We start from the raw sequence: 24,750 nt of genomic DNA, 5'->3' as shown, positions 1-24,750 counted from the left end.
TATGAATGCTGTTGTTATAGGCGTTATTTTAATGCTCGGGCTATCTCTTGCTCGCGTTAACGTCATTGTTGCCATGATCATAAGCGCGTTAGTTGCAGGTCTTACTGCAGGCTTGGGCATAAAAGAAAGTGTTGATGCGTTTAATTCTGGCCTTTCAGCTGGAGCTGAAATTGCACTAAGCTATGCTATGCTCGGCGCGTTTGCCGTTGCTATTTCTAAGTCGGGTTTAACACGTATTCTCGCTGATAAGCTACTTGCTAAAGTAAATGCAAAAGGCAGCGGTAATGAAACATTTTTAAGTTACTTCATTTTATTAATTATTTTAGGTTGTGCAATTTCTTCGCAAAACTTAGTCCCTGTACACATAGCGTTTATTCCTATTTTGATCCCACCGTTACTCGTTGTTTTTAATCAGCTAAGATTAGACAGGCGTGCTATAGCGTGTATTTTAACATTTGGATTAGCAACGTCTTACATGGTGCTTCCTTATGGTTTTGGCGGTATTTACTTATATTCTATTTTGCACAAAAACCTAGTTGATAACGGCCTAGACATTGTAAATACCCAAGTCCCTGTGGCGATGATAATTCCTGCATTAGGTATGTTTATTGGGTTACTTATTGCGGTATTTATTACCTACAAAAAACGCCGCGAATACACCGAGCTCCCATTAACAACTGTGAGTAAATCTGCTGAGGTAGAAAATCCTAAAAAAGTAATGATTGTGGGGCTTTTTGCAGTACTTGCCTCACTTGTTGCACAAAATCTAAGTGGCTCAATGATTTTAGGTGGCTTAGTAGGTGTAATGATATTTAGTGTTTTTGGTGTAGTTAAGTGGGAAGAAAACGGCGACGTATTTAGTAAAGGCGTTGCGATGATGGCCATGATTGGCTTTATTATGATATCGGCACAAGGTTTTGCATCGGTTATGCAAGCCACTGGCGATGTAGCAAGCTTAGTACACAGCGCAGCCGCCCTTTTTGATGGTAATAAACCTTTGGCCGCCGGTGTTATTTTGTTAGTCGGGTTATTAATTACAATGGGAATTGGCAGTTCGTTTTCAACAGTGCCTATTATTGCAACTTTGTTTGTTCCTTTGTGTTTAGATCTTGGGTTTTCTGTTATGGCTACCGCTGCGCTTGTTGGTACTGCGGGCGCTTTAGGTGATGCAGGCTCTCCTGCTTCAGACTCAACGCTTGGCCCAACATCGGGTTTAAATGCCGATGGCCAGCACGACCACATTAGAGACTCTGTTATTCCAACGTTTATTCACTTTAACATACCGCTGCTGATATTTGGCTGGATTGCAGCAATGGTACTTTAAAAAGTATTTATGTAAGTATTAATAAATGTAATTAAAAGCTAAATATAACCAAAAAGGTATGTTAAAAGCATACCTTTTTAGTATCCAAATCCAACAACTCTCACCCCTATCAATTCCCTTCAGTTTGACTACTTTTTTAGTTAATACACACTCTGTTGTTGAGGTTATACTTTATGAATATTTTGTATGATGTGTTCTTACAAGGGATTTATATAAGCACCAATTAAGGTGCTTATATAAATTTGCTTTAGCGCATATTCAAAGCTTTAAGTTAATCAAAACCATAAATCATTTTGTCGCATACTACCGGAGTCGGTCTGTGGTTATCATCAACTGCAACAAAGGTAAAGCTGCCACTAATGGCTGAATGCTTATCGTCTTTGTGCATAGTTTCTAATAATATATCTACGTCAACTTTTAAGCTGGTGTTACCTACATGCACTACTTTAGCTATTAACTCTGCAAAAGTACCTGCTGGTATGGCTTCTTTAAAGTCGACTCTATCAGAAGATATAGTTACCAAAGGCTTACGACAAAAACGAGTCGCTGCTATAAATGCCACTTCATCCATCCACGCCAGTGCATCACCACCAAATAAAGTATTGTGATGATTAGTACGCCCTGGAAACACGGTTTTAGTTACCGATGTGGTTGAGTCTTCAATACGCTGAGCAATTATTGCATCGCGATTTACGTCAGTCATAATCTCTACTTTTTGTTTGCTAATGTATCTTGCATTAGTAATGCAGGATCAAGGCGTTCGCCTTTCCAGTTAAAACGCCAATCTAGGTGAGGACCCGTTACACGCCCTGTTGCACCAATTTCAGCCACTTTGTTACCTTGCTCAATTTTATCACCCACTTTTACATCAAGCTTACTTAAGTGAATGTAAGTTGAGGTAATACCATGGCCATGATCAATAATTAATGTTCCGCCAGAGTAGTATAAATCAGGTTCAGCAAATACCACGGTACCACTAATAGGCGCGTAAACAGGAGAGCCCGTTTTATTCGCGATATCTAAGCCAAAGTGCGGACGACGAGGCTCGCCATTAAAATAGCGCTGACTACCGTAAACACCCGATATGCGCCCTTCTGCAGGCTTTAACACAGGGTCTAAAAAGTACAATAAATCAGAGTCTACTTCTCTGGCTTTTCGCACAGCAACTGCTTCACGGCTTATACGCGCACTAACTTCTTTTGGCGGAGAGACATATTTTTTAGCTACACCGATAATTTTATCAATTTTATATTCGCGCTTTGTGATAGCTATTGGCTGTGAATGCGATTTACCATTGTTATCTACCCATTTTAAAGTATGAGTAGTTTCAGCGTCACGACCAAAACCAAATACAAAATCACCCTTTGGTGAAAGTTTTAAGCTTTTGCCATCTAAGCTTACTGATTTACCGTTTTCTAGCTTTCCAGTAACTAAACCGCCTTGTGTTAAATGTCCTTTTAACTCAAGCGCCATAGCACTAAAGCTAGCAGAGGCAACAAGCGCTGTTGCTAAAAGTGTTTTAAACATAACTAATCGATCCTTTTCCAACACCTTCATAAGCCGTTACTTTCACTGCTTTTTCTGGGTATTGGGCTTTAATTTGGCCAGCTACATGTTCAGCAATACATTCTACAGTGGTATCTACTGGCAAAATGTCGCAACGAGACTCGCTTATAGCCATTTCAAAATAGCCTTGTGCCGATGTATAAGCAAAACATACATCACCCGCTTTGGCTGTTATGTGTTTTAAATCAGCAGCGTTAATTTGATCTTCACTGGTGGCTAAGTAAATATCTTCCCACTTTTGTGACCATTCTTTTTGCAAGCGCGGCATAGAAATACCATCTAGGCTAATACCAATTTGAGAACGATGCCCATGAATAATACGCTGGCAATTACCGTCATGCTTTTTAAGGCCATGGCTGTAATGATAGTAAAAACTTTGGCTGTGTTCAGGCTTAAGAGACAGCTCAATTTTTTCAATGTTATCTGGTAGCTTCGGTAAAATAGTCGCAATTAAAAATTCGGTAACCGATTCAACAGTTACTTCATCTGCGTTAATCATGCAATAAGCTTGATGAGGAGCGCTCATAGCTAAGTGATTATTTTCACCAAATGTACAGTCGAGTGTTTTATGCTCGTCAAATTCAGATACAGTACCATTAAGCCCTGTAGGAATTGCTAAACGGTGATCAATACACTCATCTATAATGCCTTTAATTTGCTTTTTAACTAAACCAAAGTCTAAAACCATAGACTCTTCGTTAAGTTTACCGTGCAAAGTTAAATCAACAATCCAGCTCTCGCCAACGGCGCCGCGTTTGTTACATAAGTAAGAAAAATCAATCACAGTTAGTGAGTTAACAAAAAGGATCATAAACTTCCTTTAGACTGGTTATAAGACAGCGTTAATTATAATGATTTCTGATTGTAATTGCGCGGTTTTATAGTGCAAAAACCAATCGCGTTGATTGATTGATGATTTAATATGCAATATTTTGATTTTTTAACTGCTCCGAGTTGTTTAGCGTACAAGTGTACGCTAAAGTACTTGGCAATTTCTAAGCGAAGATAAGTGTTATGGAACCTAAAAATAGCTATACAAAAGAAGAGTTGATCCTGTGTGGTCAAGGTGAAATGTTTGGTGAAGGCAACTGCCGCTTACCAAGTGACAACATGTTAATGATGGACCGCATTACCTCTATTACTGCTGATGGCGGTATTCATGGGAAAGGCGAAATTGTTGCTGAGCTTGATATTGACCCTAGCCTGTGGTTTTTCGATTGTCATTTTAAAGGCGACCCAGTAATGCCAGGTTGTTTAGGCTTAGATGCTATGTGGCAACTAGTTGGTTTTTACTTAGGTTGGTCTGGTGGCCCTGGTCTTGGCCGTGCGCTAGGTGTGGGTGAAGTTAAATTTACTGGCCAAATTTTACCAACTAATAAAAAAGTAACTTACCGCCTTGTAATGAAACGCGTAATTAAACGTAAATTGTTCATGGGCGTTGCAGATGGCACTGTAGAAGTAGATGGTCGAGTAATTTACGAAGCAAAAGATTTAAAAGTGGGCTTGTTCCAAGACACTAGCGCGTTTTAATTTTTAAATGCGTACAAAAAGGCCTCCAACATGGAGGCCTTTTTGCTTAAATTCGATTATTGATTTTAGGTTTTGTACATGTTGCGGTTTTCAATCGCTTCACGCCAACCTCCTAACCACTCTGATTTGGGATCTACTTGTTGATAAGGGCATAGCTCTTTTGAGCGACCTGCTAAACCTGCTTTAAAACCTTGAGAATGAGCTCTTTCTAAACGATCTCTTTTCTGTCTCTTCATCGGTAATATCCTCACCTTTTTATTTGTATATTGTGTAGCATTAGTGAAATCTACATTTAATGAATAGTTAATAAAAATGTAAAATTCAAATCGTAAAAGCAATTAAATTGTTTGACTTTAACTAAGCTGCTGATGCAAAAATGAATTAACATTTAAAAAAGTAAGTGGTCATACAACATTTAATTTGACCGGTTTTATGCTAAATAAAATGCGACTCAATAATCGCTAAAAAGCACTTATGTGCTTTATTTGTGACCGACTAATATTGACTAAGTTCCAAACAAAAATGTAATCGTGACGCTTTTATTTCATTAATCTTAAATTAGTAGCCTGCCCCTAACTTGAAGTATTTTTAAACAATTTAAATTTATGCTTGATTATTTAAAGTCGATCGGTCTAATATATGTACATGAACAAAAATACATCAACACCAATACGCCGTGGTCGCCCACCTAAAATAGCCAGAGAGAACGCCGATACCAAAGCGTTACTTATTCGCACGGGTCTAGAAACCCTAACTGAGTTTGGCTTTAGCGCCACGGGGCTCGATACTATTTTAAAAAAAGCGGCTGTACCTAAAGGCTCTTTTTATCATTACTTTAAAAGTAAAGAAGCCTACGGTATTGCGTTAGTTGATGCATACGACAGTTACTTTATTGCAAAGCTTACCCATTACCTACAGCAAGAAGATGTTCCCCCACTTGAGCGAATCGTTAATTTTACTCAAAGCGCAATTAAAGGGATGAAAAAATACGATTACAAACGTGGCTGTTTAGTAGGTAACTTAAATCAAGAGCTTAACCATTTAAGTGATGAGTTTAAAACCAGATTAATGCAAAGCTACACCGCTTGGCAAAACCATGTAGAGGTTTGCTTAAACCAAGCTAAGCAACAAGGCACTATTGCAAGCCATGTAAATACAAAATTGATGAGTGAGTACTTTTGGATTGGCTGGGAAGGTGCGGTTATGCGCGCCAAGCTCACAAAATCAAATACCCCACTTACTTTATATACAGAAATGTTTTTACGCGCATTACTAACCTAATGCGTTTTTATTTACCAATTAAAAGACGATCGGTCTAAAAGGATATCCTATGAATAACCCAATTAAAGCCATTGTTATTAATAAAGAAGATAATAACTACAGCGCCTCATTATCGACTATCGAAAGCAGTTATTTACCAAACGAAAACGTTTCTATCGACGTGCTATACAGCACACTTAACTATAAAGATGGTTTAGCAATTACGGGTAAAGGCCCTGTTGTACGCAGTTTTCCTATGGTGCCAGGTATCGATTTAGTGGGTACGGTTACAAATTCCACCAGCGATGAATTTAAAAATGGCGATAACGTAATATTAAATGGCTTTGGTGTAGGCGAAAAACATTGGGGCGGGCTTGCTCAAAAAGCGGCACTTAATAGCGATTGGCTAATCCCCTTGCCTGCAGGTATTTCTCCAAAACAAGCGATGCAAATAGGTACAGCCGGTTATACCGCTATGCTAAGTGTTATAGCTCTTGAAAAACAAGGAATAAACCCTGAATCTGGCGAAATACTTGTAACAGGTGCCAATGGTGGCGTAGGCAGCTTTGCTATTTATTTATTAAACCAGCTTGGCTACAACGTAACAGCAGCTACGGGTCGATTAGATCAAAGTGAATATTTAAAAGAGTTAGGTGCTAAACAGGTAATTGACAGAAACGAGCTTTCAAATCCTGGTAAGCCTTTGCAAAAAGAGCGCTTTGCAGCGGCAATAGATTCAGTAGGTAGCCATACACTTGCTAATATTTGTGCATCATTAAAGTATGGGGGTGTAGTAACCGCCTGCGGACTTGCCCAAGGCATGGATTTACCTGCCTCAGTTGCCCCATTTATATTACGTGGTGTGTCATTAATAGGCATTGATAGCGTAATGCGCCCTAAAGCCGACAGAATTGAAGGGTGGGATCGTTTAGCAAAATTAGTAAACGCTGATTATTTAGACAAAATTTCGACAGAAATATCACTAGAACACGTAATTGATAACGCAGAGCGACTAATGCAAGGCAAAATTCGCGGTCGTGTTGTAGTTAATTGTCAAAGTTAAGCTATTTACTCTGTTAAAGCCTCGTTATTAAATTTATAATGCAATTTGTATTTTAATAACGAGGCAACACCTATGAGCAACCAAGAACTTTTCAGTAATAATCCACTGCAAGGCGTTAAATTAGAACAAGTGGTTGAAGAGCTGGTTGAACAATACGGGTGGGAGCTCCTACACGCTTATTTACAACTTAACTGCTTTAAAAACAATCCTGATATAAAGTCAGCGGTTAAATTTTTACGTAAAACACAATGGGCACAAGAAAAAGTAGATAACTTTTACCTTTATCGCCTAAAAAACTTACCTAGACCTGATGATGTGCAATACGAATTACCGCCACGTGATCGCGTGATCCCAGCTGATCATAAACCTGGTGAGCCATGTGAGTTAAGTTTTAGTGATGCAAAACGTATTATGGAAAAAAAAGCATCAAAGCAACGTGCTCGTGATCGCAAACAACGCTCTAATTCTAGTAACCCTTGGGGTAACTAAACACGCTAATTTAATTTTGTAGAGCTATTTTAAATGGCTCTACAACTCTCTTTTATTAATTTTTATTACATCCACACCATATAGCTAAAAATAGAAATCAATAGCCTCGGTTTTTCCAAAAATCTGTTTCAGTACGCTCTAGCTCTAATGCCACCTTAAAAGTTCTATCAGCAATAATTTTCCCATTTAGCTCAATCGTCATACGCCAATCACCCAATTTATTCTCTATTGGCAACCAAAGCGTGTCGCCTAAATAAAAGTTCCAATCACTGTTTTTAACGTATACATCGCCTTCAAAGGGGTCCATTACATCACCGTGACTGTCTGGAATATCTGGATGATATATACAATAGTGAAGCTTTTCGCCTTTACCCTTTTTAATATTTACGATTAAGCCAAACTCAACATCTACCTCAGCTATTACATTTGTTGTAAATTGCTCTATTTGTGGCAGTGCTTTACTTTCGCTATCCCACTTAGAGTAAATACCGTGACTTTGTAACGTCACTACAGGTTTTGTTTTAGCCATTAAGGTAACCTTTTATATTAGCTATTTTTGCATTAGTTTAACTTTTTGAATTTTTAAAATAAAACACAATTCAATAAAGTTAAATCTCAACTTAGCTTTAATACTTTGTCTATTTACATCATTGCTAATTTGTCATCATTGTTTACACACTATTTGCACAATTGCTGATTATTGTTTGAGTAACTTAATTGTTCAGGTAAGCAGCAATGAAACTACACGCACTTAATAATAAAAACTCAAATAGGGTAAATGCTATAAAACTAAGCACCTTGGCTCTAGTTGTTTTATCGTTAGTTGCTTGTGGAGGTGAAGAAGGCATAGTTGATACCTCAACAACTACAGATTCATCATCAACCACCTCAGATAACGGTACAGGTACGAGTAGCTCAACCCAAGGCGTGTTTTGTGAATATAGCTACAGTGAATATAACGAGTCAGTATCAGTACAGGCCACCAGCGTGGCAGATTGGTCATGCACAGGAACTACACGCGACATAGTCGCTAATGGCATACCTGATCACGAAGTAGGTACATTCCCTAATGCCGATAACCCAAATACTATTTCTGAACAATCAGTAAATGAAAGCTACACACTTGAGCCTGTAGAAACAACACAAGCAACCATGCTTGGTGGCCCTCGTGGAATGATAGGTGTTGTACTTAACGGCATTAAAATAGACGCCGGCACAGGCGGAAGTTGCGATGATTCAGCCACCGATTGTGATTTAGGCGACAACAGCGGTAATTGGAATATAGAAGCTTTAAGCCAAGACACGTTTAGTTTTGGAACAGACGACAACAATGCACACGTACAACCCGATGGCACATATCATTATCATGGTATGCCTGAAGGCTTTGTAACACTGCGAGGTGGCAATAGCTCCACTATGACTCTAATAGGCTGGGCAGCAGATGGCTTTCCTATATATGCACGTTACGGCTATGCAGACTCAAATGATGCAACTTCAGCGCTAACCGTAATGACCGGTAGCTACCAACACATAACATCTGTAAGCGCAAACCGCCCTTCTACCGATATATATCCCTTAGGTACATTTGCACAAGATTGGGAATACGTAGCAGGCTCTGGTGATTTAGATGAATGTAATGGCCGCGTTGGCGTAACACCTGAGTTTCCTGATGGGATATACCACTACTACGCAACAGACACTTACCCGTTTTTTCAACGCTGCGTTAAAGGCGAAGTTTAATTAGGAGTAAGTTATGCCTTATATAAAAAATTATCTGTTAAGTGTGACCACATTGGGCTTATTGAGCACATCAACATTAGCAAACGCGCATTTAATGGTTGCAGAGCACGGTACGCTGAATTTTGTTGATAATAACGTGTTTATTGTACTTTCAATCCCTATGCCGGCTTTTAAAGGGGTTGATGAAAACAAGGATGGCAAAGTGTCAATAATTGAGTTTAACGCTCATAAAAAGCTAATAACTAAACGAGTTAAAAAGAACGTTTATTTAGCGGATCATCAGTATAAATTTACTATTGACGGACTTTTGCTAAACCCAGAAGCGTCGCATAAACATAAAAGCGACAATATAGACCAAGTAACCATTACTGGGCGCTACTCTTTGCCTAGTAAACTAACCAAAGTTAACTTTAACGTTAAGCTATTTAGTAACAATGAGCACAAGCAGCATTATCAAATTACAGCGACTAATAAAACGCAAAAGCTAACTCATCAATTTGAGCTAACACCAACGTCGCCTTTTAGTAAGGTGTTTAATAATTAGTAATACTTACCTAAATAATTAAGTGGCAAAGAGTACAAGTTAAACAAATTTGTGCTCTTTTTTATCTTTGTCTTCTTATTTAATACTCTTTAGTGAAGGGTTCTTTCTATAAAGATACAAGCTTGGGATTTTTAGGAAAGTAATGCTCTTGTTGCTGCTCACATAAACTAAACTCACGGGTGTTTTTATATGGCAACTTCATAAAGCCCGCAACACCCACGTCCGTAATATTTACCGCGTATTGCATTAGTTTATTTAGCAAACGTTTAAACTCAACCTCTTTGCTCGAATCGAGTAAGCGGTAGTAATGGTGAATCTTCATTCTGTCGGGCAGTGCTTCAAAAATAATACACCCCGTATGATGAATTTGGTTAAGCTCAAATACGCATTTAATAACTTTTTTAGGTAGCTGTAGTTGCTCATCAGGGTCTTTACCGTCTTCAAAGTATGAATGCGGGCGGGTTATGTCGTTTGCTTTCATGCTTACAACTTCGTATTCAAGCTCTGGTAGGCTATCAAACTTAAATGCCCCCGTGCCATCTCGCTCTAGTTGAATAGTTTTACGAGCATCAAACAAACAGCACTTAAATAGCCCTTTTTGATTAATCGCTTGCGCAAGCATAACCGTATTATTAATCGCATCACTAAACGCATCACCCAATGATTCGTCATGCATAATTAAAGATGATTCAACAAACATTGACTCATCCTTCCAATGAAAACTAAGCCCACCTACTACAGGGTACTTAGCTAATCGGCTTATTGATGCTAAAAATGCTTTTTCGGTATCGCCTGTATCAAATAAAAACTCTTTATAATAGCGGTCAAGTTGCGCGTCGTTTATATCTAGTAATTGCTGGTTATGATCGGCTTGGCGTAAAAACTGTTTTCGTGAACTATATACCACCGTGTCGGGCTGCTCGTCGTTGCCATACCAAAAAGGAATATCTGCTTTTCTTTGTTTTTTATCAAGCTCAGGTAAATACATTTTGGCCATAGTTGTAATGTTACGCATAAAGTAATCACCAGCACCATCACGTATGGCCTTACTTTTTGACAGCATGCCATCAATCACCTTAGCCAGCTCTTTTGGGAGCCCTAAGCTGCTTGCTGGGATAGCTTGTGCACCAAAGCGGCACGACTGCGCCGACGCTAACGCATACAACGTAGCGGCTACACCTTGTTCGTCAAATCGTGGGGATGATTGCTCTCCCGACATTTGCGCTTCACCAATAAAGTACACATCGCCCATACGGGCATTCGTTGTGCTTAAATCGCCCGACATTAAATCCATAAAGTTACTGGCAACAGGGTTACCGTCACTATCGAGCTGTGCATACACAGAGCTGCCCCAATCCACTAACGAAAGCGCATCTGTGTTTGCACCCCAAACAAGGTTTGAAGGTTTTATATCGCCATGCACTATAGGTTGTGGGCTAACGCCGTTTTTGTGACTACGTAAATCAATTAATACATTACGTAACCTAACAGCTAGCGCCATTATTTGCGCGGCACTAAAGCGCCCTGTTTTAAGCGATACTTTTTCAAGGTCCTCTCCAATGGCGCGAGCCATCATTAAAATCCCTTGTTTTTTAATTCGCTCAAATGCATAAAAGGTAGGCACTAAGGGGTTATTAATTTGCGAAAGCATATACGCTTCGTCTTCTAGACGGTCGCGTACACTTTGGGCAAGTGTAATACGCGAAAACTTAAATACCCAAGGTAAGCCGTTATCGTCATCACCTGCAAACACAAAACCAAAAGCACCCGAGCCAATCATTTCAACGTTTTTGTAGCCCAGCAGTGTTAGCTGCTTAATACAAATATTAAGCCATTGGCGGTGTTTTTTAGCATCGCGGTGCGAAAGCAAATAAACAGATTGCTCTTCGTTGATATAAAAATTGCGGATTTCTTTGGCTTTCAATACGGGCTCTCTGTCTTGTTAGTGTTATACAGTCATTTAAAGCACTCGATTATTAGTTTTATGTAATAAGATTACAATAGCGTGCGGCGTAGTTTTTAAGTTACCCATCTTTACTCACCCCTAAATAATTACAAATAACCAACAAATGTTGCATCCAATAAATTATCTAAGCCGTATTTAACATAGCTGCATTAATAACAAATACATTAGATAGGGATTTTAGTCATGAGAACATTAGCAATTTTAGCGCTAGGCACTTTGTATAGTGGTTATAGCTATGCAAACATTGAAAAATTAACCGTTTATGGTCACAGAGATGGGCTAATTGGTGAGTCAATCAGCGCATCTAGCGGTATTATTGGTCAAGGTGAAATTCAGCATCGCCCAATGTTAAGAAGCGCCGAAATGTTAGAGTTAATCCCAGGTATGGCGGTCACTCAACATAGCGGCTCTGGTAAAGCTAATCAGTACTTTATTAGGGGGTTTAATTTAGATCACGGCACCGACTTTGCCACCAGCATAGATGGCATGCCAATTAATATGCGCAGCCATGGCCACGGACAAGGTTACACCGACCTAAACTTTATAATCCCTGAGTCTATTTCAACTATTAACTATCAAAAAGGCTCATATAGCGCAACCCAAGGTGACTTTTCAACCGCTGGTAGTGCTCAATTTCAACTTGCTGATAACCTAAAACATCACCAAGTTGAACTCAGTATAGGAGAAGATAATTATAGACGCGCTGTTGTACTGGGATCTACTAACATTGCAACAGGCAAGCTCATTGCAGCGGCAGAATGGCAAGGCTATGACGGCCCATGGGATGATATAAACGAAGATGTAAATAAAAAGAATGCCCTACTGCGCTATGTTGGTAAAGCTTTTAATGGTGACTTATCAATAAGTGCCATGGCATACGACAATACATGGAATTCAGCAGATCAAATTCCACAGCGCGCTATATCACAAATTTTAATTACTCAATTAGGCTCTCTTGACACCACACTTGGCGGTAGCTCTAGCCGTTATAGCTTATCGAGTAACTGGCAGGGCGAGCATACAAAAGCCAGCGCTTATGTAATTAATTACGATTTAAACCTGTATTCTAATTTTAGTTATTTTTTAAATGATCCAATTAATGGCGATCAGTTTAATCAGCAAGATAGCCGAAATATTTATGGAACAGATATAAGCTACCAGTTTGAAACCAAAACATCAGATATAAACATACAACATACCGTAGGTATTGAGCTTCGCCACGACGACATAGATAACGTAGGGCTTTATAACACACAAGCAAGAGAGCGACTTAGTACGGTTAGGCAAGATGAACTAAAGCAAACGAGCTACTCAAGCTTTTGGGAGTCTAAACTTTTACTTACTCCAAAACTTGAAGCAACCGTTGGCGTTAGGTACGACTATTTTGATACAAACGTGACTAGTATTACCGCCGTAAATTCAGGAAAAGCAAAGGATGATTTAGTAAGTTTTAAAGGGAGTTTAAATTACCGTTTTACAAATTTAGTAGCTGCATATGCTAATTGGGGACAATCTTTTCATTCAAATGATGCGCGCGGATCTACTATTAATATTGACCCTGTTACCGGTGAGCAAGCAGAGCAAGTTGACTTATTAGTTAAAAGTGAAGGCGCTGAAATAGGCGTCCGATTTGCTGATGAGCAAAAGTTTAATCTATCAGCTGCACTTTGGTGGCTAACACTCGACTCAGAGCTTTTATTTGTTGGCGATGCGGGTAACACAGAACCAAGTGATGCATCTAAGCGTTACGGATTAGAAATAAGCGCTTATTATTGGATTAACGACAGCTTTAGTATCGACGCAGAAACCTCGTTCACGCATTCACGTTTAGATATTAATGACAATAATCATTATATAGAAGGTGCTGTTCCTGTTGTTGCAAGTACAGGTTTAAATTGGCACTTAAGTGAGCAATGGCAGTCATCAGTTAGAGTTCGCCATATTGGCAAACGTACATTAACTAGCGATGGTGACGAGCGTTCGGAGCCTTTAACAGTAGTAAATAGCGCAATTAGCTATGAGCAGACTCACTGGAAAGTAAACTTTGAATTTCTTAACTTATTTAATAGCACCGACCACGATATAGATTACTATTATGCATCGCGTTTACCTGGCGAATCAGCACAAGGCGTTGAAGATAACCACTTTCATCCAATAGAGCCAAGAACAGCGCGACTAACATTAAGCTTGTTATTTTAGTATTCATTGAGATTTACAGTGGCACTGTATATAAAAACAGTGCCACTGTAAAACATACCCTTAGCCAATAAGTATCTTAGTAATTAATCCGATGCCTCAACAAGCTGGCTGATGTTACTCAACAATGCGAAGTTGATTTATTGAGTTAACAGCAACATGTGTTTGATAGTAATATTTATTGGTTTTTCTGCCTTTACTTAAAAAATCGATAGTTACCCGCTTCGCTTCACCTGTTACTTCAATTGTTTTACCAATAAAAAATGTGTTGGCTGATCGTCCGTATTTTTCTGTGAGTTTAGCAGCTACGTTTGAATCAATTGAAATTGTAATAGCACGTCGATCACGATAGTCAGCTTCGGTATTTAAAAATACGTCACCGTACTGAGAGCCTGTAGTTTTAATATAAAACTTAAATGTACCGCTAACACCTTGTGGCGCGCTCTGCTCCGATAGAGCTATTAAATTCATATTAGCAGTAGTCCCTTCGCCTAGCGCCGGTAAGTTTTGTACAGAGCTGCAAGCACTAAGTGTTAATACACTTAAAAGAGTAAGGTATTTCAAGATATAACATCGTTTTTTATAAGTAGATGTTAATAGTAACATTTATATATTTTAAGTTTCTATAAAAGAAACAAATTTAGCCCAATCAAGGGCTAAATTTGTTATATTTTAAAAGTATTCGTTATGGGGCATTTCGCTGCGATGGATTTGATTTAAAGCTTTTTAGCATCTGCTCAGGATCTTCAACGCCACTTTGATTTTTAGCCGCTTGCGCCCACCAAACCAATTGCCCAAAAGTACGGTGAAAATAATTAAACCACGATGACTGCTCTTCACCAACTTGCACAGATCCATTATCATTAAATACTTCTTGTGCTTTTGGTACGTGGATCATTGCTGATACAGGTAAGCAGCCAAGCTCTGATAAAAACGAGCGCATACTTATTGCCGCTCTGAGTCCACCCCATTGCCCAGCAGAATAAGTAACAATAGCACTGGGTTTGTACGAAAAGAGTGAGCTACCAAAGTGATTAAGTAAGTCAGCGAGAGCTGGGCTCATACTGTGATTATATTCAGGGCTAACCATTACATATCCATCAGCCGCTTTAATTTTATCAGCTAAAGTATTTAGCATTGAAGGCGCCTTACCTTGAGCATAGGCAAAATGCGGTTTAAAAACTTGTTCACTTGGGTAATCAAGTGGATCTATAAGCTCAAACTCATGTTCAGAGAATTGCTCGTTTAAGCACTCCATGCAGGCTTTAGATATTCTCTCTCCTAAGCGAGCTGGTTTTGGTGGCGTGCTGTTACGCACTGTCCCTAAAAACACTAAAAACTTCATATGTAACCCTCATATGTATTGAATAACAGCTAAACACTAACACTTTTAGCTATTGTGTATTACACATATCCGTTTTCTATTAATTTAAAACACTAATAATTAAATTTAAAACTGCGCTTTAGCAACCACACACTGTTAAAGGTTTTTTATCATGTGCTTATTTTGTCGTTCTCCATACTTTTTGCACATTTAGCCAGTAATATGCCACAGTATAAGTACACCAAAACCTATACTGAAAAGGATACAAGTAATGGGCTCAAATAATTACAGCGCGTTTGCAATCATTGTTACCGCAACAGTTTTAACTCTAAGTGGCTGCGACGACTCACCAACTAATAAAAATACTAAGCAAGTCAGTAGCTCTCTTAGTGAAGTACAAAAAACGAATCAAACAATAAATTTATCTATGTTTAAAAAAGGGGCCTTTTTATCTGAGCCTAACATTGTTGATTGCGAAACGGCGCAAGGAACTAAAACTAAGTGTTATGAGTTAATTACATCAGGCGCACCCGCAGGTAGAGAGCCTGGTCCATTTTGCCCGCGCACATCGACCGATGGCGCTGATGTAACTGGCAGTTGGTTTAGTAAAGAAGGTACTGGTGATTTAGTTGATTTAACAGGCCAATTTGTCCTAAAGCTTGATGAATACTACGGCGATGAAAAGTGGATACTTTACGACACTAAAACAAATGAAATTAGATATACAGCTACAAAAAAGTCTTGCGCTGGTGCTGCTCGCCCTGATGTTGAAGAGCAATATAAACAAAATTGTATTGAGTGTGAACTTTCGTATTTAGAAGATAATTTTTCATTAACGTATTTAATTCCTGTTACACCTATTCCAGCATCTGATACTGGCCGATTAAGAACAGTAGGTATAGCACTAGACGGTACTGAGCTATCAGGGCCTGCTCCAATTAATGCAATTTTAGAGAGCTATACCATTGCGGCATTTGATGATTGTGGTGGCCATATAAATTTACACCAAGGTTATCACTATCACTCTACCACTGGTTGTACTGACTCAGCTGCTACAGAAGGTGGACATGCACCTCTTATAGGTTATGCAATAGACGGTTATGGTATTTATGCAATGCGTGATACAAGCGGTAAAGAAGAGTCACTTGATGAATGCCGAGGTAATACAGATGAAGTAAGAGGTTATCACTACCACGCAGCCAGTCCTAGTGAGAATATGTTTATAGGGTGCCTACATGGAGAATCAGTTAGGCCTGCAGGTGGGCCACCAGGTGATCACAACGGTCCACCGCCAGGCCATGATCTTGAAAAACATTAAAAAGGAGTTGTTATGTTTATAAAAAGTAGTTGTTTAAGCGTGTTTGGTATGGCTTTACTTGCAGCACCCACATTTTTAAATGCTCATGCAGGGCCGTTAAATGGTGTTGCAGTTAAAGCTTGCGCAGATAAAGTAAAATCTCAATCATGCAAATACGAAGGCGGCCATAACGATTTATATATTGGCAGCTGCCAGTATATGGCTGATGATTTAATGTGTGTACGAAGCCAACCGATTCAAAAAATTGATAATGGAATTTCCGCCCCTATAAAAAGCCACACTCACGAAAAAGAAAAGAGTGATTTAAAAACCAACGTTAATAAAGCTATGTAAATTTAGGGCTAATTTTTATTGATAAACTCTTAATAAGCAGCACAACCATTTTATTGTGCTGCTAACTTTTAACGATATAGATAGCTCAGACCAATACCACTCCAAAACACGTTTTTTAAGGTTTGATCACCCACAAAGCGCTCAGCATTTTTATTAATTGCCATGGTGTAGCTAGTATATGCGTATACTTCAAGCTGCTTAATAACTTGATACGATACGTTAGCTGTAAGTTTAAGGTTGTTAATACCATTATGGCCATCACTTACATAACCTGCATTAAACCCTAGCCCCGTTTGAAAATCGATATTAACAGCTTCATTTATCCCGTAGCCTTTGTTTATCGCAAGCTCTATAAATGTGCCTTGAGAATCAAACGAATAATATGCGCTGCTAGTGAGCTGAAATTTATTATCGTAAAAATACGAAAAATCTAAGCTAACCTCATTGTCGTGAGCATTAGAGGTATTTTCACGCGATCTTAAATGGTTGTAACCCATAAACATATCAACGGTATTAAATAACTGAGTTGCGTAAATAGCATTTAAGTTAAACTCGGTATAATCGCTATCAACACCCGTTGCAACCCACGGAATAATAGCTATTTCATTATAATTGAATTCAGTTGCGATTGAGGCAATACCTTTACCCGCTAAATTGTCACGGCCCTCACTTACATATCGACTTTCCCAAAGTGGATGCACATGAAAATCAAAACCGTCATCAACATAAGCCGTACTTGCCTCATCTAGCTTAATATTTCCGCCAACACCTAATTCAGGCTCAAGTGCATGAACGTCTTGGGCCTGCATTTTAGCTAAAAGAGATGCACAAATAAGAGCTGCAAGCAAAGTACTCAATAACGTTTTATTCATTTATAGATACCTAAAACCAAAATATATGCGCGTAAAAAATAGTCGCACATAGTATTTCGCAATATAAAAATAAGCTATCAGTATTTAATAATTTGAATTTAAAAGATCAGGAAATCTAGCATTCATAGATTTTTTATTCGCCACCATTTAAGGGTACCAAATAAGTAGAATGACCCATAAATGCAGCAGATTATCGAGCTTATAATCCAAAATTGAATAGAATTCTGATGAACGATTTGGCTTGAAGTTAAAAAAGGAATGATTAAACCCGCAATACCTCGTATTAAATACATTGCGGTTATTAATACGAGCGCAGTTTTTAAAAGTGGCAGTTTTAAAATGACGCCCGCACCAGAGAGCGCATAAAAGCCCCAAATAGCAATAATAACTGAAATAGCTAAAGTTACATAAGTAGGATACATACTACCCTGCTCTGCCATTTGAGCCATTTGCTCACCAGCACCCAAAAGGCGATACCAGTCAGGCCCTCCAAAAACACAGGCTACATGTAAAAGTGATGCTATAAAGCTTAAAATGCCTGCTGTAAATAATGTATTATTATTCATGTAATTATAATTTAATGACTCATGTAGGCAACAAAGCCAATTAATAGCACGTAAAGGCTAAACCCGAGCACACAAATTAAATAAACATTTTTAGCTTTATTCGCCTTAAACGATACGTAATCGGTAATATCGCTTTTAAACTTACCAAAGGTGACTATTTTTAAAATAGTACAACCTGTTGAGTAAATAAAAAAACCTAAAATAGTCTCTACCATTAACCAAATAAACAGATCAAATGCAAAACTCATAACGTTCATCCAATAAACACTGTAAAAATAGCCTATCAAATATTTATTAGATTACAAACCTATTACCATCATTAAGGTGTAACAGTAAATTTCGTTAAACCTATTAACTGACCTGATTCGGTGACTACTTTTACTTGCCACTTACCAACAGAGTCTTTAGGAAAGTTTACTTTGTGTGTCCACGCTCTGTAACCGAGTTCTCTCCCACCGTTTATATTTAACGTGATCCGATCAACTTCTTTTTTATTATGAAGCCACACATGAAATATTTTTTCGTTTAAGCCTCTTGGTGCTTTAACAGCAGTCCAACTATATAAACCTTGGTGGTGCAGCGTATAAGAATCTAAGTGTTTAATACTCCCTACTGGCTTTTTATGCAGTAAATCAACTTCATGAGCTAACGTAATATCGGTTAATCGCAGCGCTGCAGGAGGCACATAGCTTCTTAATTGCCACACTGCTGTGCTTAAAGCACATAAAATCAATACAAGAATAGGAAAACGCCACCAGCGAGCATTAGGCATTAAATTGTTTAAACTCGGAAGAGTAACCACTACAGCCGTTACAAGGGCTGCAGCTAAACTTTGGCTCGTTGTAAGGTTTAACAAAATAGGTAAGGTAACAAGTAAAACAACGAATAAAGCAAAGTTATGAAACACACTAAATAACGTACGGTTTTTAGCAAGCTTCTTATAATAAAAGGGGTCGATTACCGATATAACCGCACATAACACAATGAGGGAGGTAAAAAACGCTTGAGGATGGTCCCACTGCGTAACCGCTAAAAAAAACGGCAAAGCAAAAAATAGACTTTCTTGTTGCACCATTTGTAGAGCAAAACGCATTACATTAGGAGATACAGCCACACCAAATTTTTCTTCTACTTTGTCTCGTAGCCAATTATCAATAATTAGCCACAACCAACTAATAAGTAAAAATATCGCAATAACTTGCGAAAAAGACTCTTTTCTATCTACAAGTACAAAGCTAGCAACGCCCGACAAAAACGCCAACACAGCCAATAATCCAGGCCGCTTTTGCATCGCGCTTATAAATTTAGCGATTATATTTTTACAGTAATCCATGTATGAGTGTTTCCGTACGAGTACGTACTTTATTATTTTTATTCAGAGTATGATTAGTTTAACCAAGTTTAAATGAACAACAGATAGATGAATGGATTTAAACGCCCCATTTAACAGTACATCAAACTAACCATTTTAATTAAATAAAAGCCCGGCATAGCGCGTCATTGGTACGTTTATTAATTTTTGTAACGCGTGAGCCTTAGCAAGTAATTCATCCTCACTAAGTGCAGGCATTCTATTGTTAAAAGCGAGCACAATTTTATTACCGCCTTCAATAATAAAACTAAGAATCTTTCCTGCAAATTCTTTCTCAAGTAGTTGATCAAACGCTTCCCTCTGCCCAATTTTGGTATGGCAAATATTAAGTACTAAAACACCATCAAAAGTGAGCGCATTTTTACAATCGCGTAAGTAGGATGATTGCACCTGATCTGACTCCATCCCATCTGAGCTATATAAATCAGAAAAAATAACATCCGTTTTTATCTGCGTGTTTTTCATGTAGTTTGCCGCATCATCAATATGAATAAACAAACGTTCTGACACGGGAACTTCAAAATATTTTATAGCCATATCAGCAACGGCTTTACGATATTCAACGGTATGTATAGTCAGCGCGGGAAACGCATGATAAAGACTTTTTGCGATAGAGCCCGCCCCAAGTCCCATTATCATCGCGGTTTTTAAATGCGGAATAAAAAAAAGCGCAGCCATCATAGCTTGCGTATAAGCTAAGCTTAACCCATTAATATTATTTAATTTAATACAGCTTTGATAAATTTTTCCGTCAAAGCTGAGAATAAGATTCTTTTTTGTTTGATATACATAAACAGGGCCATGCTCATCAATAGTTGATGCAATACAAGTGCCTTTGATATCCACGAATACTCAATAGGTGAGGTGATGAAAAACGAGTATAACTTACTTAACGTACTGCCATGGCTATTAATATGATTTATAGCCTTTTATTAATTTACAGGCATTTATATACGTACTCAGAAAAGTCGGTTTATCTTTTGAGATTAGATTAGCTAAGGTATCTACTTATATAGCTAGCTGGAACTTACCCGTGACGACATTTATTATAAACAGCGATGCAATATGCTAAAAACCAACTAATACACTGATATAGCTACAAAAAAACTCTTTGAATATTCCTCATGTTTAACATGAATAAAGTACACATCAACACAAAGGAAGTCTAAACGGCTAAACATCCATCCTTTATTTTTATCGATTTATGCCTTTTTTTCGTCAATTACTACGTAATCGCATCTAACAATAATGTGTAATGAATATGACTCATGTTTTATGTGAAATTAAACCGTTTTTCTTCATATGCCAATCCACGTATAAATTACTCATCCCTTAGCGCTAAACACTATTACTAACAACTTAAAGCTGCTGAATACCTAAACCAGCTAAGCCAGCTAAGTAAGTTGCAAGGTTAATAAAGCGCAAAGCATCAATCAGGTTTAAATTATAAAATTGGATATAAACACGATGAAAAAAGATTTTACATTTAATATAAAGAGCGTTTCACTCGACGAAAATTATCATCCATCAACTAATACGCGTATCACAACCAACTTTGCTAATTTAGCCAGAGGTGAATACCGCAAAGCAAACTTGCGTAACGCCTTAAACATGATTAACAACCGTTTTAATGCCCTAGCCCATTGGGATAACACCAAAGGTGAGCGTTATGCTGTTGAGCTTGAAATTGTCTCTGTTGAGATAGGTATTGAAGACGGCGGCGAAAGCTTCCCATCAATCGAAATATTAAAAACAAATATTGTTGATCATAAAACTAATAAGCGCATTGAAGGCATTGTAGGAAACAACTTTTCATCGTATGTGCGCGACTACGATTTTAGCGTACTTCTACAAGAGCACAATAAAGGCAAGCCTCAATTTAGTATTCCTGATGACTTTGGGGTTTTACATGGCAAGCTATTTCAGTCATTTGTAAATTCGGATACATATAAACAAAACTTTAAAAAACCACCGGTTATATGCCTAAGTGTGTCAGATAACAAAACCTACAACCGCACTGAAAACCAACACCCGGTACTTGGCGTTGAATACGAACCAAATGAATCGTCTTTAACTGAGCAATACTTCAAAAAAATGGGCTTACAGGTACGTTATTTTATGCCACCAAATAGTGCCGCGCCTTTAGCATTGTTTTTCTTTGGTGATTTACTTAATGATTACAGCAATCTTGAGCTTATAAGCACCATTAGTACGATGGAAACGTTTCAAAAAATCTACAGACCAGAGATTTATAATGCCAACGCAACAGCGGGTAAATCATATAAACCAAACTTAAAAAACTTGGACCACTCACTAACGCAAATTGTGTATGACCGAGAAGAGCGCGGCAAGTTAGCAAACGAGCAAGGCAAGTTTGCGCAAGAGCATTTTATCAAGCCGTACCAAAGAGTTCTTGAGCAATTCTCTACTAGCTATCTGTTATAACAACTAATAGTAACAAGCAGTAATAACGCGCTTAACAATACGTTTAATAATTAACTAAAATATACGGCATTATTTATTATGAAAAAATTACTACCTACATCTACCGCTGGCAGTTTACCTAAGCCTTTATGGCTTGCAGAGCCAGAAACACTTTGGTCACCTTGGAAATTACAAGGTGATGAATTAACCCAAGGTAAGCACGACGCCCTACGCTTGTCATTATTCGACCAACAACAAGCAGGTATTGATATTGTTAGCGATGGTGAGCAAACAAGGCAGCATTTTGTAACTACATTTATAGAGCACCTAAACGGTGTTGACTTTGAAAAACGTAAAACAGTAAAAATTCGTGACCGATACGACGCAAGCGTGCCTACAGTTGTTGGCCCTGTTAGCCGTCAAAAGTCTGTGTTTGTTGAAGACGCTAAATTCTTACGCAAGCAAACCAAACAACCTATTAAATGGGCATTGCCAGGCCCAATGACAATGATAGACACGCTTTACGACGATCATTATAAAAGCCGCGAAAAACTAGCGTGGGAATTTGCCATAATTCTAAATCAAGAAGCAAAAGAGTTAGAAGCCGCAGGCGTTAATATTATTCAATTTGACGAGCCCGCGTTTAATGTATTTTTTGATGAAGTAAACGACTGGGGAATTGCCTGTTTAGAGCGCGCAATTGAAGGGCTCAAATGCGAAACAGCCGTGCATATTTGCTATGGCTACGGCATTAAAGCCAATACAGATTGGAAAAAAACACTAGGAAGTGAATGGCGACAGTACGAAGAAGCATTCCCTAAACTTCAGCAATCTAAAATCGATATTATTTCACTAGAGTGCCATAACTCGCATGTACCAATGGATTTACTAGAACTCATTCGCGGTAAAAAAGTAATGGTAGGCGCAATTGATGTAGCAAATCATACTATCGAAACGCCAGAAGAAGTAGCTAATACGCTACGTAAAGCACTGCAATTTGTAGATGCCGACAAACTCTACCCATGTACAAACTGCGGCATGGCTCCACTACCTCACCATATAGCCAGAGGTAAACTAAATGCCTTGAGCGCTGGGGCTGAGATTATAAGAAAAGAGTTATTAGAAAAGAACTAGAAAAGTAGCTTTGAAATATAAGTTGTAAACAATAACAGCTGTCGCATCATGTCATATTAAAATCCATAAACATGGTGCGTTAGATAAAATTTAAAGTACAAAGTTTAGGTTAGTTATTTAATTTTTTTATTAAAAAGCTCCAACCTATTTTTTGAAAAATCGATAACTGCTTGGTATTGAGTAAAAAAGGAAGAGCCTAACAAGCCATGTACTCCCTTTTCACCACCCGCGACCTGAACATGGTCAAGATTAAGTGAAACAAAGTCAGGACTTTCAAACAAGGCATTTCCAAACTCAATTGAATCAACTTCTATATCTCCCATAGCGTGATCCGAAGTGCCTAAGCCTGCCGCATTCTCAATATTGAGTTTTTCTTCAATGCCTAACTCACTTAGGCATCCCCTGTCTAAAACAGATGTCCCAGCGCCAGTATCTAAAATAAAACGTAACAATTTACCGTTAATTTTAGCTTCAACAATTTGGTGGCCTGTTTCTGATATTTCAAACTCAATTACAATTTTGCCCTCAGATAAATTCATATACGTTCCTTGTTATAAAGTTTTTAAAATCTTACTTACTATTTTCAGCTACCCACAATTAATAGCCAAATTTTACTAGTCGCCCACCTCAGGGCGTTTTGTTATATGGCTATTTTCTATCTAGCCAACATTTTTCAAACACTACTTGGTTCGAATTAGAAACAATTAACTTATGAACAAAACTCAAGTCATCCAAGGGAGCAGGATCATTGCCTACTATGTAAGTAACGCTTGATGAATTTACCCAATTACCATTAATACTAACTGACGCCTCATTTTTTAATAGTAATCCCTCGAATAGCCCTTGATATCCAGCCATAACATGAATAGCTTTACTCAACTCTCGTCCTTGCAAGCCATCTGTTGCAATTAAGAGGTTTGAGTGGTCTATAAGTTTGTTTTTTGGCAATTTAGATAAGCTTTCAAGTATGTAAGCTTTAGCGTCTTTTAAATATGCCTTATGGTTTGCCATATTATTTTTAACAAAGTCTATTGCTTTTGATACAGGTAAAATTACCTTTGAATAATTAGTTTTGTAGAAAATGGCTGGAAGCTCATAAGATTCGGGATGCACTAATTCAGATTCCCATTTAACTGGGTATTGGGTTGACTCACAAGGATCAAATTCTGCTTTCACAAAACCAGAAACTAAAATAACCGCTAAAACTAAAATTTTCTGCATACTTTCCCTAGCTATAGTCCTACTTAGTTGGCTTGTTATGTGTTTATACCACTTTGTTTTTATTGGAAAAGCTACTGAAAAAATAAACTATACCATACCAAGAAATACAACCAACAACATATACAACTATTTCGCGAAAACTGTAATAAGGTATAGCTCCGCTCCTTAAGTCACCTATTGCGCCAATAAATAAACCAACTGAAATTAATGAACCGATGGCTAAACTTATGGAAGTATTGAGGAGCTTAGAAAATAAAAATGTAATACATGCTGAAAAGAAACCTAAATAAATGACTATATGAAGCTCAATATAGTAAATGAGTTCAAGTTCATGCTTTTCACCTGCAAAGGGATAAAGTGGTTGTGGCGGTGCTAGAAAATAACCTAATAGCGCTCCTAGTAAAGTAGCTACAGGGATTAATAAAACTTTAAATTTACTCATAGTTTGAAAAACACATAACGAGCCTGTAGATTAACTCGTTTTTAAATTTGTTTTTATTGATAAACA

General features: G+C 38.0%; 28 protein-coding genes. 12 read left to right on the top strand and 16 right to left on the bottom strand.

Going from position 1 to position 24,750, the window contains the following annotated elements; genetic code table 11:
- The first annotated feature begins 1 nt into the window (after position 1).
- On the top strand, positions 2-1,324 hold the full coding sequence (locus AC5NT5_RS08290) for a Na+/H+ antiporter family protein (protein WP_182694104.1): 1,323 nt from the start codon (positions 2-4) through the stop codon (positions 1,322-1,324).
- 271 nt (positions 1,325-1,595) lie between these two features.
- Here the strand turns inward: AC5NT5_RS08290 and AC5NT5_RS08285 are convergent, their stop codons facing one another.
- Genes AC5NT5_RS08285 through AC5NT5_RS08275 form a run of 3 tightly spaced genes read right to left on the bottom strand, consistent with a single transcriptional unit; the run spans position 1,596 to position 3,701 of the window.
- The gene (locus AC5NT5_RS08285) at positions 1,596-2,027 is read right to left on the bottom strand and encodes an acyl-CoA thioesterase (protein ID WP_002960891.1); all 432 of its coding nucleotides are present in this window, start codon (positions 2,025-2,027) and stop codon (positions 1,596-1,598) included.
- A 5-nt stretch (positions 2,028-2,032) separates the two neighbouring features.
- A complete protein-coding gene (locus tag AC5NT5_RS08280; RefSeq protein ID WP_494513062.1) occupies positions 2,033-2,851 on the bottom strand; it encodes a M23 family metallopeptidase in 819 nt (272 codons plus the stop codon).
- A complete protein-coding gene (locus AC5NT5_RS08275) occupies positions 2,844-3,701 on the bottom strand; it encodes a 6-carboxytetrahydropterin synthase (protein WP_024595367.1) in 858 nt (285 codons plus the stop codon). Before AC5NT5_RS08275 ends, AC5NT5_RS08280 begins: the two co-directional genes overlap by 8 nt.
- 203 nt (positions 3,702-3,904) lie before the next feature.
- On the opposite strand from AC5NT5_RS08275, the gene fabA reads away from it, so the two are divergent.
- Entirely contained in the window at positions 3,905-4,420 is a 516-nt protein-coding gene (gene fabA, locus AC5NT5_RS08270; protein ID WP_002960896.1) for a bifunctional 3-hydroxydecanoyl-ACP dehydratase/trans-2-decenoyl-ACP isomerase, read from the top strand.
- A gap of 65 nt (positions 4,421-4,485) precedes the next feature.
- Here the strand turns inward: fabA and rmf are convergent, their stop codons facing one another.
- Complete coding sequence (gene rmf, locus AC5NT5_RS08265; RefSeq protein WP_002960897.1) at positions 4,486-4,656, bottom strand: ribosome modulation factor; 171 nt, start codon at positions 4,654-4,656, stop codon at positions 4,486-4,488.
- Positions 4,657-5,065: 409 nt separating this feature from the next.
- On the opposite strand from rmf, the gene acuR reads away from it, so the two are divergent.
- The 3 genes from acuR (at position 5,066) to AC5NT5_RS08250 (ending at position 7,232) form a co-directional block, all read left to right on the top strand.
- On the top strand, positions 5,066-5,701 hold the full coding sequence (gene acuR, locus AC5NT5_RS08260) for an acrylate utilization transcriptional regulator AcuR (RefSeq protein ID WP_007582758.1): 636 nt from the start codon (positions 5,066-5,068) through the stop codon (positions 5,699-5,701).
- A 49-nt stretch (positions 5,702-5,750) separates the two neighbouring features.
- Complete coding sequence (gene acuI, locus AC5NT5_RS08255) at positions 5,751-6,743, top strand: acrylyl-CoA reductase (NADPH) (RefSeq protein ID WP_494513063.1); 993 nt, start codon at positions 5,751-5,753, stop codon at positions 6,741-6,743.
- A 72-nt stretch (positions 6,744-6,815) separates the two neighbouring features.
- A complete protein-coding gene (locus tag AC5NT5_RS08250) occupies positions 6,816-7,232 on the top strand; it encodes a VF530 family protein (protein ID WP_002960902.1) in 417 nt (138 codons plus the stop codon).
- 97 nt (positions 7,233-7,329) lie between these two features.
- Here AC5NT5_RS08250 and AC5NT5_RS08245 read toward each other — a convergent pair whose 3' ends face one another.
- Complete coding sequence (locus tag AC5NT5_RS08245) at positions 7,330-7,761, bottom strand: DUF3859 domain-containing protein (RefSeq protein ID WP_335676383.1); 432 nt, start codon at positions 7,759-7,761, stop codon at positions 7,330-7,332.
- A 206-nt stretch (positions 7,762-7,967) separates the two neighbouring features.
- Here AC5NT5_RS08245 and AC5NT5_RS08240 point away from each other — a divergent pair, with 206 nt between their 5' ends.
- Positions 7,968-8,972, top strand: coding sequence for a YHYH protein (locus AC5NT5_RS08240; RefSeq protein ID WP_494513064.1), 1,005 nt, complete (start codon positions 7,968-7,970; stop codon positions 8,970-8,972).
- 13 nt (positions 8,973-8,985) lie between these two features.
- Complete coding sequence (locus AC5NT5_RS08235; protein ID WP_154903142.1) at positions 8,986-9,516, top strand: hypothetical protein; 531 nt, start codon at positions 8,986-8,988, stop codon at positions 9,514-9,516.
- 106 nt (positions 9,517-9,622) lie between these two features.
- Here AC5NT5_RS08235 and AC5NT5_RS08230 read toward each other — a convergent pair whose 3' ends face one another.
- The gene (locus AC5NT5_RS08230) at positions 9,623-11,440 is read right to left on the bottom strand and encodes a protein kinase domain-containing protein (RefSeq protein ID WP_494513065.1); all 1,818 of its coding nucleotides are present in this window, start codon (positions 11,438-11,440) and stop codon (positions 9,623-9,625) included.
- Positions 11,441-11,665: 225 nt separating this feature from the next.
- Here AC5NT5_RS08230 and AC5NT5_RS08225 point away from each other — a divergent pair, with 225 nt between their 5' ends.
- A complete protein-coding gene (locus AC5NT5_RS08225; protein ID WP_494513066.1) occupies positions 11,666-13,681 on the top strand; it encodes a TonB-dependent receptor in 2,016 nt (671 codons plus the stop codon).
- A gap of 114 nt (positions 13,682-13,795) precedes the next feature.
- Here the strand turns inward: AC5NT5_RS08225 and AC5NT5_RS08220 are convergent, their stop codons facing one another.
- Both AC5NT5_RS08220 and AC5NT5_RS08215 read right to left on the bottom strand, forming a co-directional pair.
- Entirely contained in the window at positions 13,796-14,149 is a 354-nt protein-coding gene (locus AC5NT5_RS08220; protein WP_494513067.1) for a hypothetical protein, read from the bottom strand.
- Positions 14,150-14,363: 214 nt separating this feature from the next.
- Complete coding sequence (locus tag AC5NT5_RS08215) at positions 14,364-15,023, bottom strand: NADPH-dependent FMN reductase (protein ID WP_494513068.1); 660 nt, start codon at positions 15,021-15,023, stop codon at positions 14,364-14,366.
- 250 nt (positions 15,024-15,273) lie between these two features.
- On the opposite strand from AC5NT5_RS08215, the gene AC5NT5_RS08210 reads away from it, so the two are divergent.
- The gene (locus AC5NT5_RS08210) at positions 15,274-16,320 is read left to right on the top strand and encodes a YHYH protein (protein ID WP_494513069.1); all 1,047 of its coding nucleotides are present in this window, start codon (positions 15,274-15,276) and stop codon (positions 16,318-16,320) included.
- Positions 16,321-16,332: 12 nt separating this feature from the next.
- On the top strand, positions 16,333-16,653 hold the full coding sequence (locus tag AC5NT5_RS08205) for a hypothetical protein (RefSeq protein WP_182715461.1): 321 nt from the start codon (positions 16,333-16,335) through the stop codon (positions 16,651-16,653).
- A gap of 68 nt (positions 16,654-16,721) precedes the next feature.
- Here AC5NT5_RS08205 and AC5NT5_RS08200 read toward each other — a convergent pair whose 3' ends face one another.
- The 5 genes from AC5NT5_RS08200 to AC5NT5_RS08180 all read right to left on the bottom strand — a co-directional run bounded on the left by AC5NT5_RS08200 (position 16,722) and on the right by AC5NT5_RS08180 (position 20,309).
- On the bottom strand, positions 16,722-17,525 hold the full coding sequence (locus AC5NT5_RS08200) for a hypothetical protein (protein ID WP_494513070.1): 804 nt from the start codon (positions 17,523-17,525) through the stop codon (positions 16,722-16,724).
- A 122-nt stretch (positions 17,526-17,647) separates the two neighbouring features.
- Positions 17,648-18,091, bottom strand: coding sequence for a hypothetical protein (locus tag AC5NT5_RS08195; RefSeq protein ID WP_494513071.1), 444 nt, complete (start codon positions 18,089-18,091; stop codon positions 17,648-17,650).
- A gap of 11 nt (positions 18,092-18,102) precedes the next feature.
- Positions 18,103-18,339, bottom strand: coding sequence for a hypothetical protein (locus tag AC5NT5_RS08190; protein WP_494513072.1), 237 nt, complete (start codon positions 18,337-18,339; stop codon positions 18,103-18,105).
- A 71-nt stretch (positions 18,340-18,410) separates the two neighbouring features.
- Positions 18,411-19,424, bottom strand: a complete 1,014-nt coding sequence (locus tag AC5NT5_RS08185; RefSeq protein WP_494513073.1) for a DUF5924 family protein — start codon at positions 19,422-19,424, stop codon at positions 18,411-18,413.
- Between the two features lie 135 nt (positions 19,425-19,559).
- Complete coding sequence (locus tag AC5NT5_RS08180) at positions 19,560-20,309, bottom strand: spermidine synthase (protein WP_182715457.1); 750 nt, start codon at positions 20,307-20,309, stop codon at positions 19,560-19,562.
- Between the two features lie 621 nt (positions 20,310-20,930).
- Here AC5NT5_RS08180 and AC5NT5_RS08175 point away from each other — a divergent pair.
- Both AC5NT5_RS08175 and AC5NT5_RS08170 read left to right on the top strand, forming a co-directional pair.
- Positions 20,931-21,908 (top strand): DUF1852 domain-containing protein, encoded by a 978-nt coding sequence (locus AC5NT5_RS08175; protein WP_182715456.1) that lies wholly within the window; start codon positions 20,931-20,933, stop codon positions 21,906-21,908.
- A 78-nt stretch (positions 21,909-21,986) separates the two neighbouring features.
- The gene (locus AC5NT5_RS08170; RefSeq protein WP_494513074.1) at positions 21,987-23,021 is read left to right on the top strand and encodes a methionine synthase; all 1,035 of its coding nucleotides are present in this window, start codon (positions 21,987-21,989) and stop codon (positions 23,019-23,021) included.
- 113 nt (positions 23,022-23,134) lie between these two features.
- Here AC5NT5_RS08170 and AC5NT5_RS08165 read toward each other — a convergent pair whose 3' ends face one another.
- The 3 genes from AC5NT5_RS08165 to AC5NT5_RS08155 form a co-directional block, all read right to left on the bottom strand.
- Positions 23,135-23,560, bottom strand: a complete 426-nt coding sequence (locus AC5NT5_RS08165) for an aspartyl protease family protein (protein WP_494513075.1) — start codon at positions 23,558-23,560, stop codon at positions 23,135-23,137.
- Positions 23,561-23,669: 109 nt separating this feature from the next.
- The gene (locus AC5NT5_RS08160) at positions 23,670-24,242 is read right to left on the bottom strand and encodes a hypothetical protein (RefSeq protein WP_494513076.1); all 573 of its coding nucleotides are present in this window, start codon (positions 24,240-24,242) and stop codon (positions 23,670-23,672) included.
- Between the two features lie 43 nt (positions 24,243-24,285).
- Complete coding sequence (locus tag AC5NT5_RS08155; protein ID WP_494513077.1) at positions 24,286-24,684, bottom strand: hypothetical protein; 399 nt, start codon at positions 24,682-24,684, stop codon at positions 24,286-24,288.
- Between the last annotated feature and the right edge of the window lie 66 nt (positions 24,685-24,750).

Source organism: Pseudoalteromonas sp. J2K-J599, from assembly GCF_059295115.2.
The sequence above is the reverse complement of the archived record's forward strand: the minus strand, read 5'-3'. Positions and strand labels throughout refer to the sequence as shown.

What these genes read in the sequence shown, in the direction of transcription:
- fabA (WP_002960896.1), top strand. Translation starts at nt 3,905, where the DNA reads ATGGAACCTAAAAATAGCTATACAAAAGAAGAGTTGATCCTGTGTGGT.
- AC5NT5_RS08190 (WP_494513072.1), bottom strand. Translation starts at nt 18,339, where the DNA reads ATGAGTTTTGCATTTGATCTGTTTATTTGGTTAATGGTAGAGACTATT.
- AC5NT5_RS08205 (WP_182715461.1), top strand. Translation starts at nt 16,333, where the DNA reads ATGTTTATAAAAAGTAGTTGTTTAAGCGTGTTTGGTATGGCTTTACTT.
- AC5NT5_RS08165 (WP_494513075.1), bottom strand. Translation starts at nt 23,560, where the DNA reads ATGAATTTATCTGAGGGCAAAATTGTAATTGAGTTTGAAATATCAGAA.
- AC5NT5_RS08210 (WP_494513069.1), top strand. Translation starts at nt 15,274, where the DNA reads ATGGGCTCAAATAATTACAGCGCGTTTGCAATCATTGTTACCGCAACA.
- AC5NT5_RS08275 (WP_024595367.1), bottom strand. Translation starts at nt 3,701, where the DNA reads ATGATCCTTTTTGTTAACTCACTAACTGTGATTGATTTTTCTTACTTA.
- AC5NT5_RS08235 (WP_154903142.1), top strand. Translation starts at nt 8,986, where the DNA reads ATGCCTTATATAAAAAATTATCTGTTAAGTGTGACCACATTGGGCTTA.
- AC5NT5_RS08245 (WP_335676383.1), bottom strand. Translation starts at nt 7,761, where the DNA reads ATGGCTAAAACAAAACCTGTAGTGACGTTACAAAGTCACGGTATTTAC.
- AC5NT5_RS08175 (WP_182715456.1), top strand. Translation starts at nt 20,931, where the DNA reads ATGAAAAAAGATTTTACATTTAATATAAAGAGCGTTTCACTCGACGAA.
- AC5NT5_RS08170 (WP_494513074.1), top strand. Translation starts at nt 21,987, where the DNA reads ATGAAAAAATTACTACCTACATCTACCGCTGGCAGTTTACCTAAGCCT.
- AC5NT5_RS08240 (WP_494513064.1), top strand. Translation starts at nt 7,968, where the DNA reads ATGAAACTACACGCACTTAATAATAAAAACTCAAATAGGGTAAATGCT.
- AC5NT5_RS08225 (WP_494513066.1), top strand. Translation starts at nt 11,666, where the DNA reads ATGAGAACATTAGCAATTTTAGCGCTAGGCACTTTGTATAGTGGTTAT.
- AC5NT5_RS08285 (WP_002960891.1), bottom strand. Translation starts at nt 2,027, where the DNA reads ATGACTGACGTAAATCGCGATGCAATAATTGCTCAGCGTATTGAAGAC.
- acuR (WP_007582758.1), top strand. Translation starts at nt 5,066, where the DNA reads ATGAACAAAAATACATCAACACCAATACGCCGTGGTCGCCCACCTAAA.
- AC5NT5_RS08200 (WP_494513070.1), bottom strand. Translation starts at nt 17,525, where the DNA reads ATGAATAAAACGTTATTGAGTACTTTGCTTGCAGCTCTTATTTGTGCA.
- AC5NT5_RS08155 (WP_494513077.1), bottom strand. Translation starts at nt 24,684, where the DNA reads ATGAGTAAATTTAAAGTTTTATTAATCCCTGTAGCTACTTTACTAGGA.
- AC5NT5_RS08215 (WP_494513068.1), bottom strand. Translation starts at nt 15,023, where the DNA reads ATGAAGTTTTTAGTGTTTTTAGGGACAGTGCGTAACAGCACGCCACCA.
- AC5NT5_RS08280 (WP_494513062.1), bottom strand. Translation starts at nt 2,851, where the DNA reads ATGTTTAAAACACTTTTAGCAACAGCGCTTGTTGCCTCTGCTAGCTTT.
- AC5NT5_RS08290 (WP_182694104.1), top strand. Translation starts at nt 2, where the DNA reads ATGAATGCTGTTGTTATAGGCGTTATTTTAATGCTCGGGCTATCTCTT.
- AC5NT5_RS08160 (WP_494513076.1), bottom strand. Translation starts at nt 24,242, where the DNA reads ATGCAGAAAATTTTAGTTTTAGCGGTTATTTTAGTTTCTGGTTTTGTG.
- AC5NT5_RS08185 (WP_494513073.1), bottom strand. Translation starts at nt 19,424, where the DNA reads ATGGATTACTGTAAAAATATAATCGCTAAATTTATAAGCGCGATGCAA.
- AC5NT5_RS08220 (WP_494513067.1), bottom strand. Translation starts at nt 14,149, where the DNA reads ATGAATTTAATAGCTCTATCGGAGCAGAGCGCGCCACAAGGTGTTAGC.
- AC5NT5_RS08250 (WP_002960902.1), top strand. Translation starts at nt 6,816, where the DNA reads ATGAGCAACCAAGAACTTTTCAGTAATAATCCACTGCAAGGCGTTAAA.
- acuI (WP_494513063.1), top strand. Translation starts at nt 5,751, where the DNA reads ATGAATAACCCAATTAAAGCCATTGTTATTAATAAAGAAGATAATAAC.
- rmf (WP_002960897.1), bottom strand. Translation starts at nt 4,656, where the DNA reads ATGAAGAGACAGAAAAGAGATCGTTTAGAAAGAGCTCATTCTCAAGGT.
- AC5NT5_RS08195 (WP_494513071.1), bottom strand. Translation starts at nt 18,091, where the DNA reads ATGAATAATAATACATTATTTACAGCAGGCATTTTAAGCTTTATAGCA.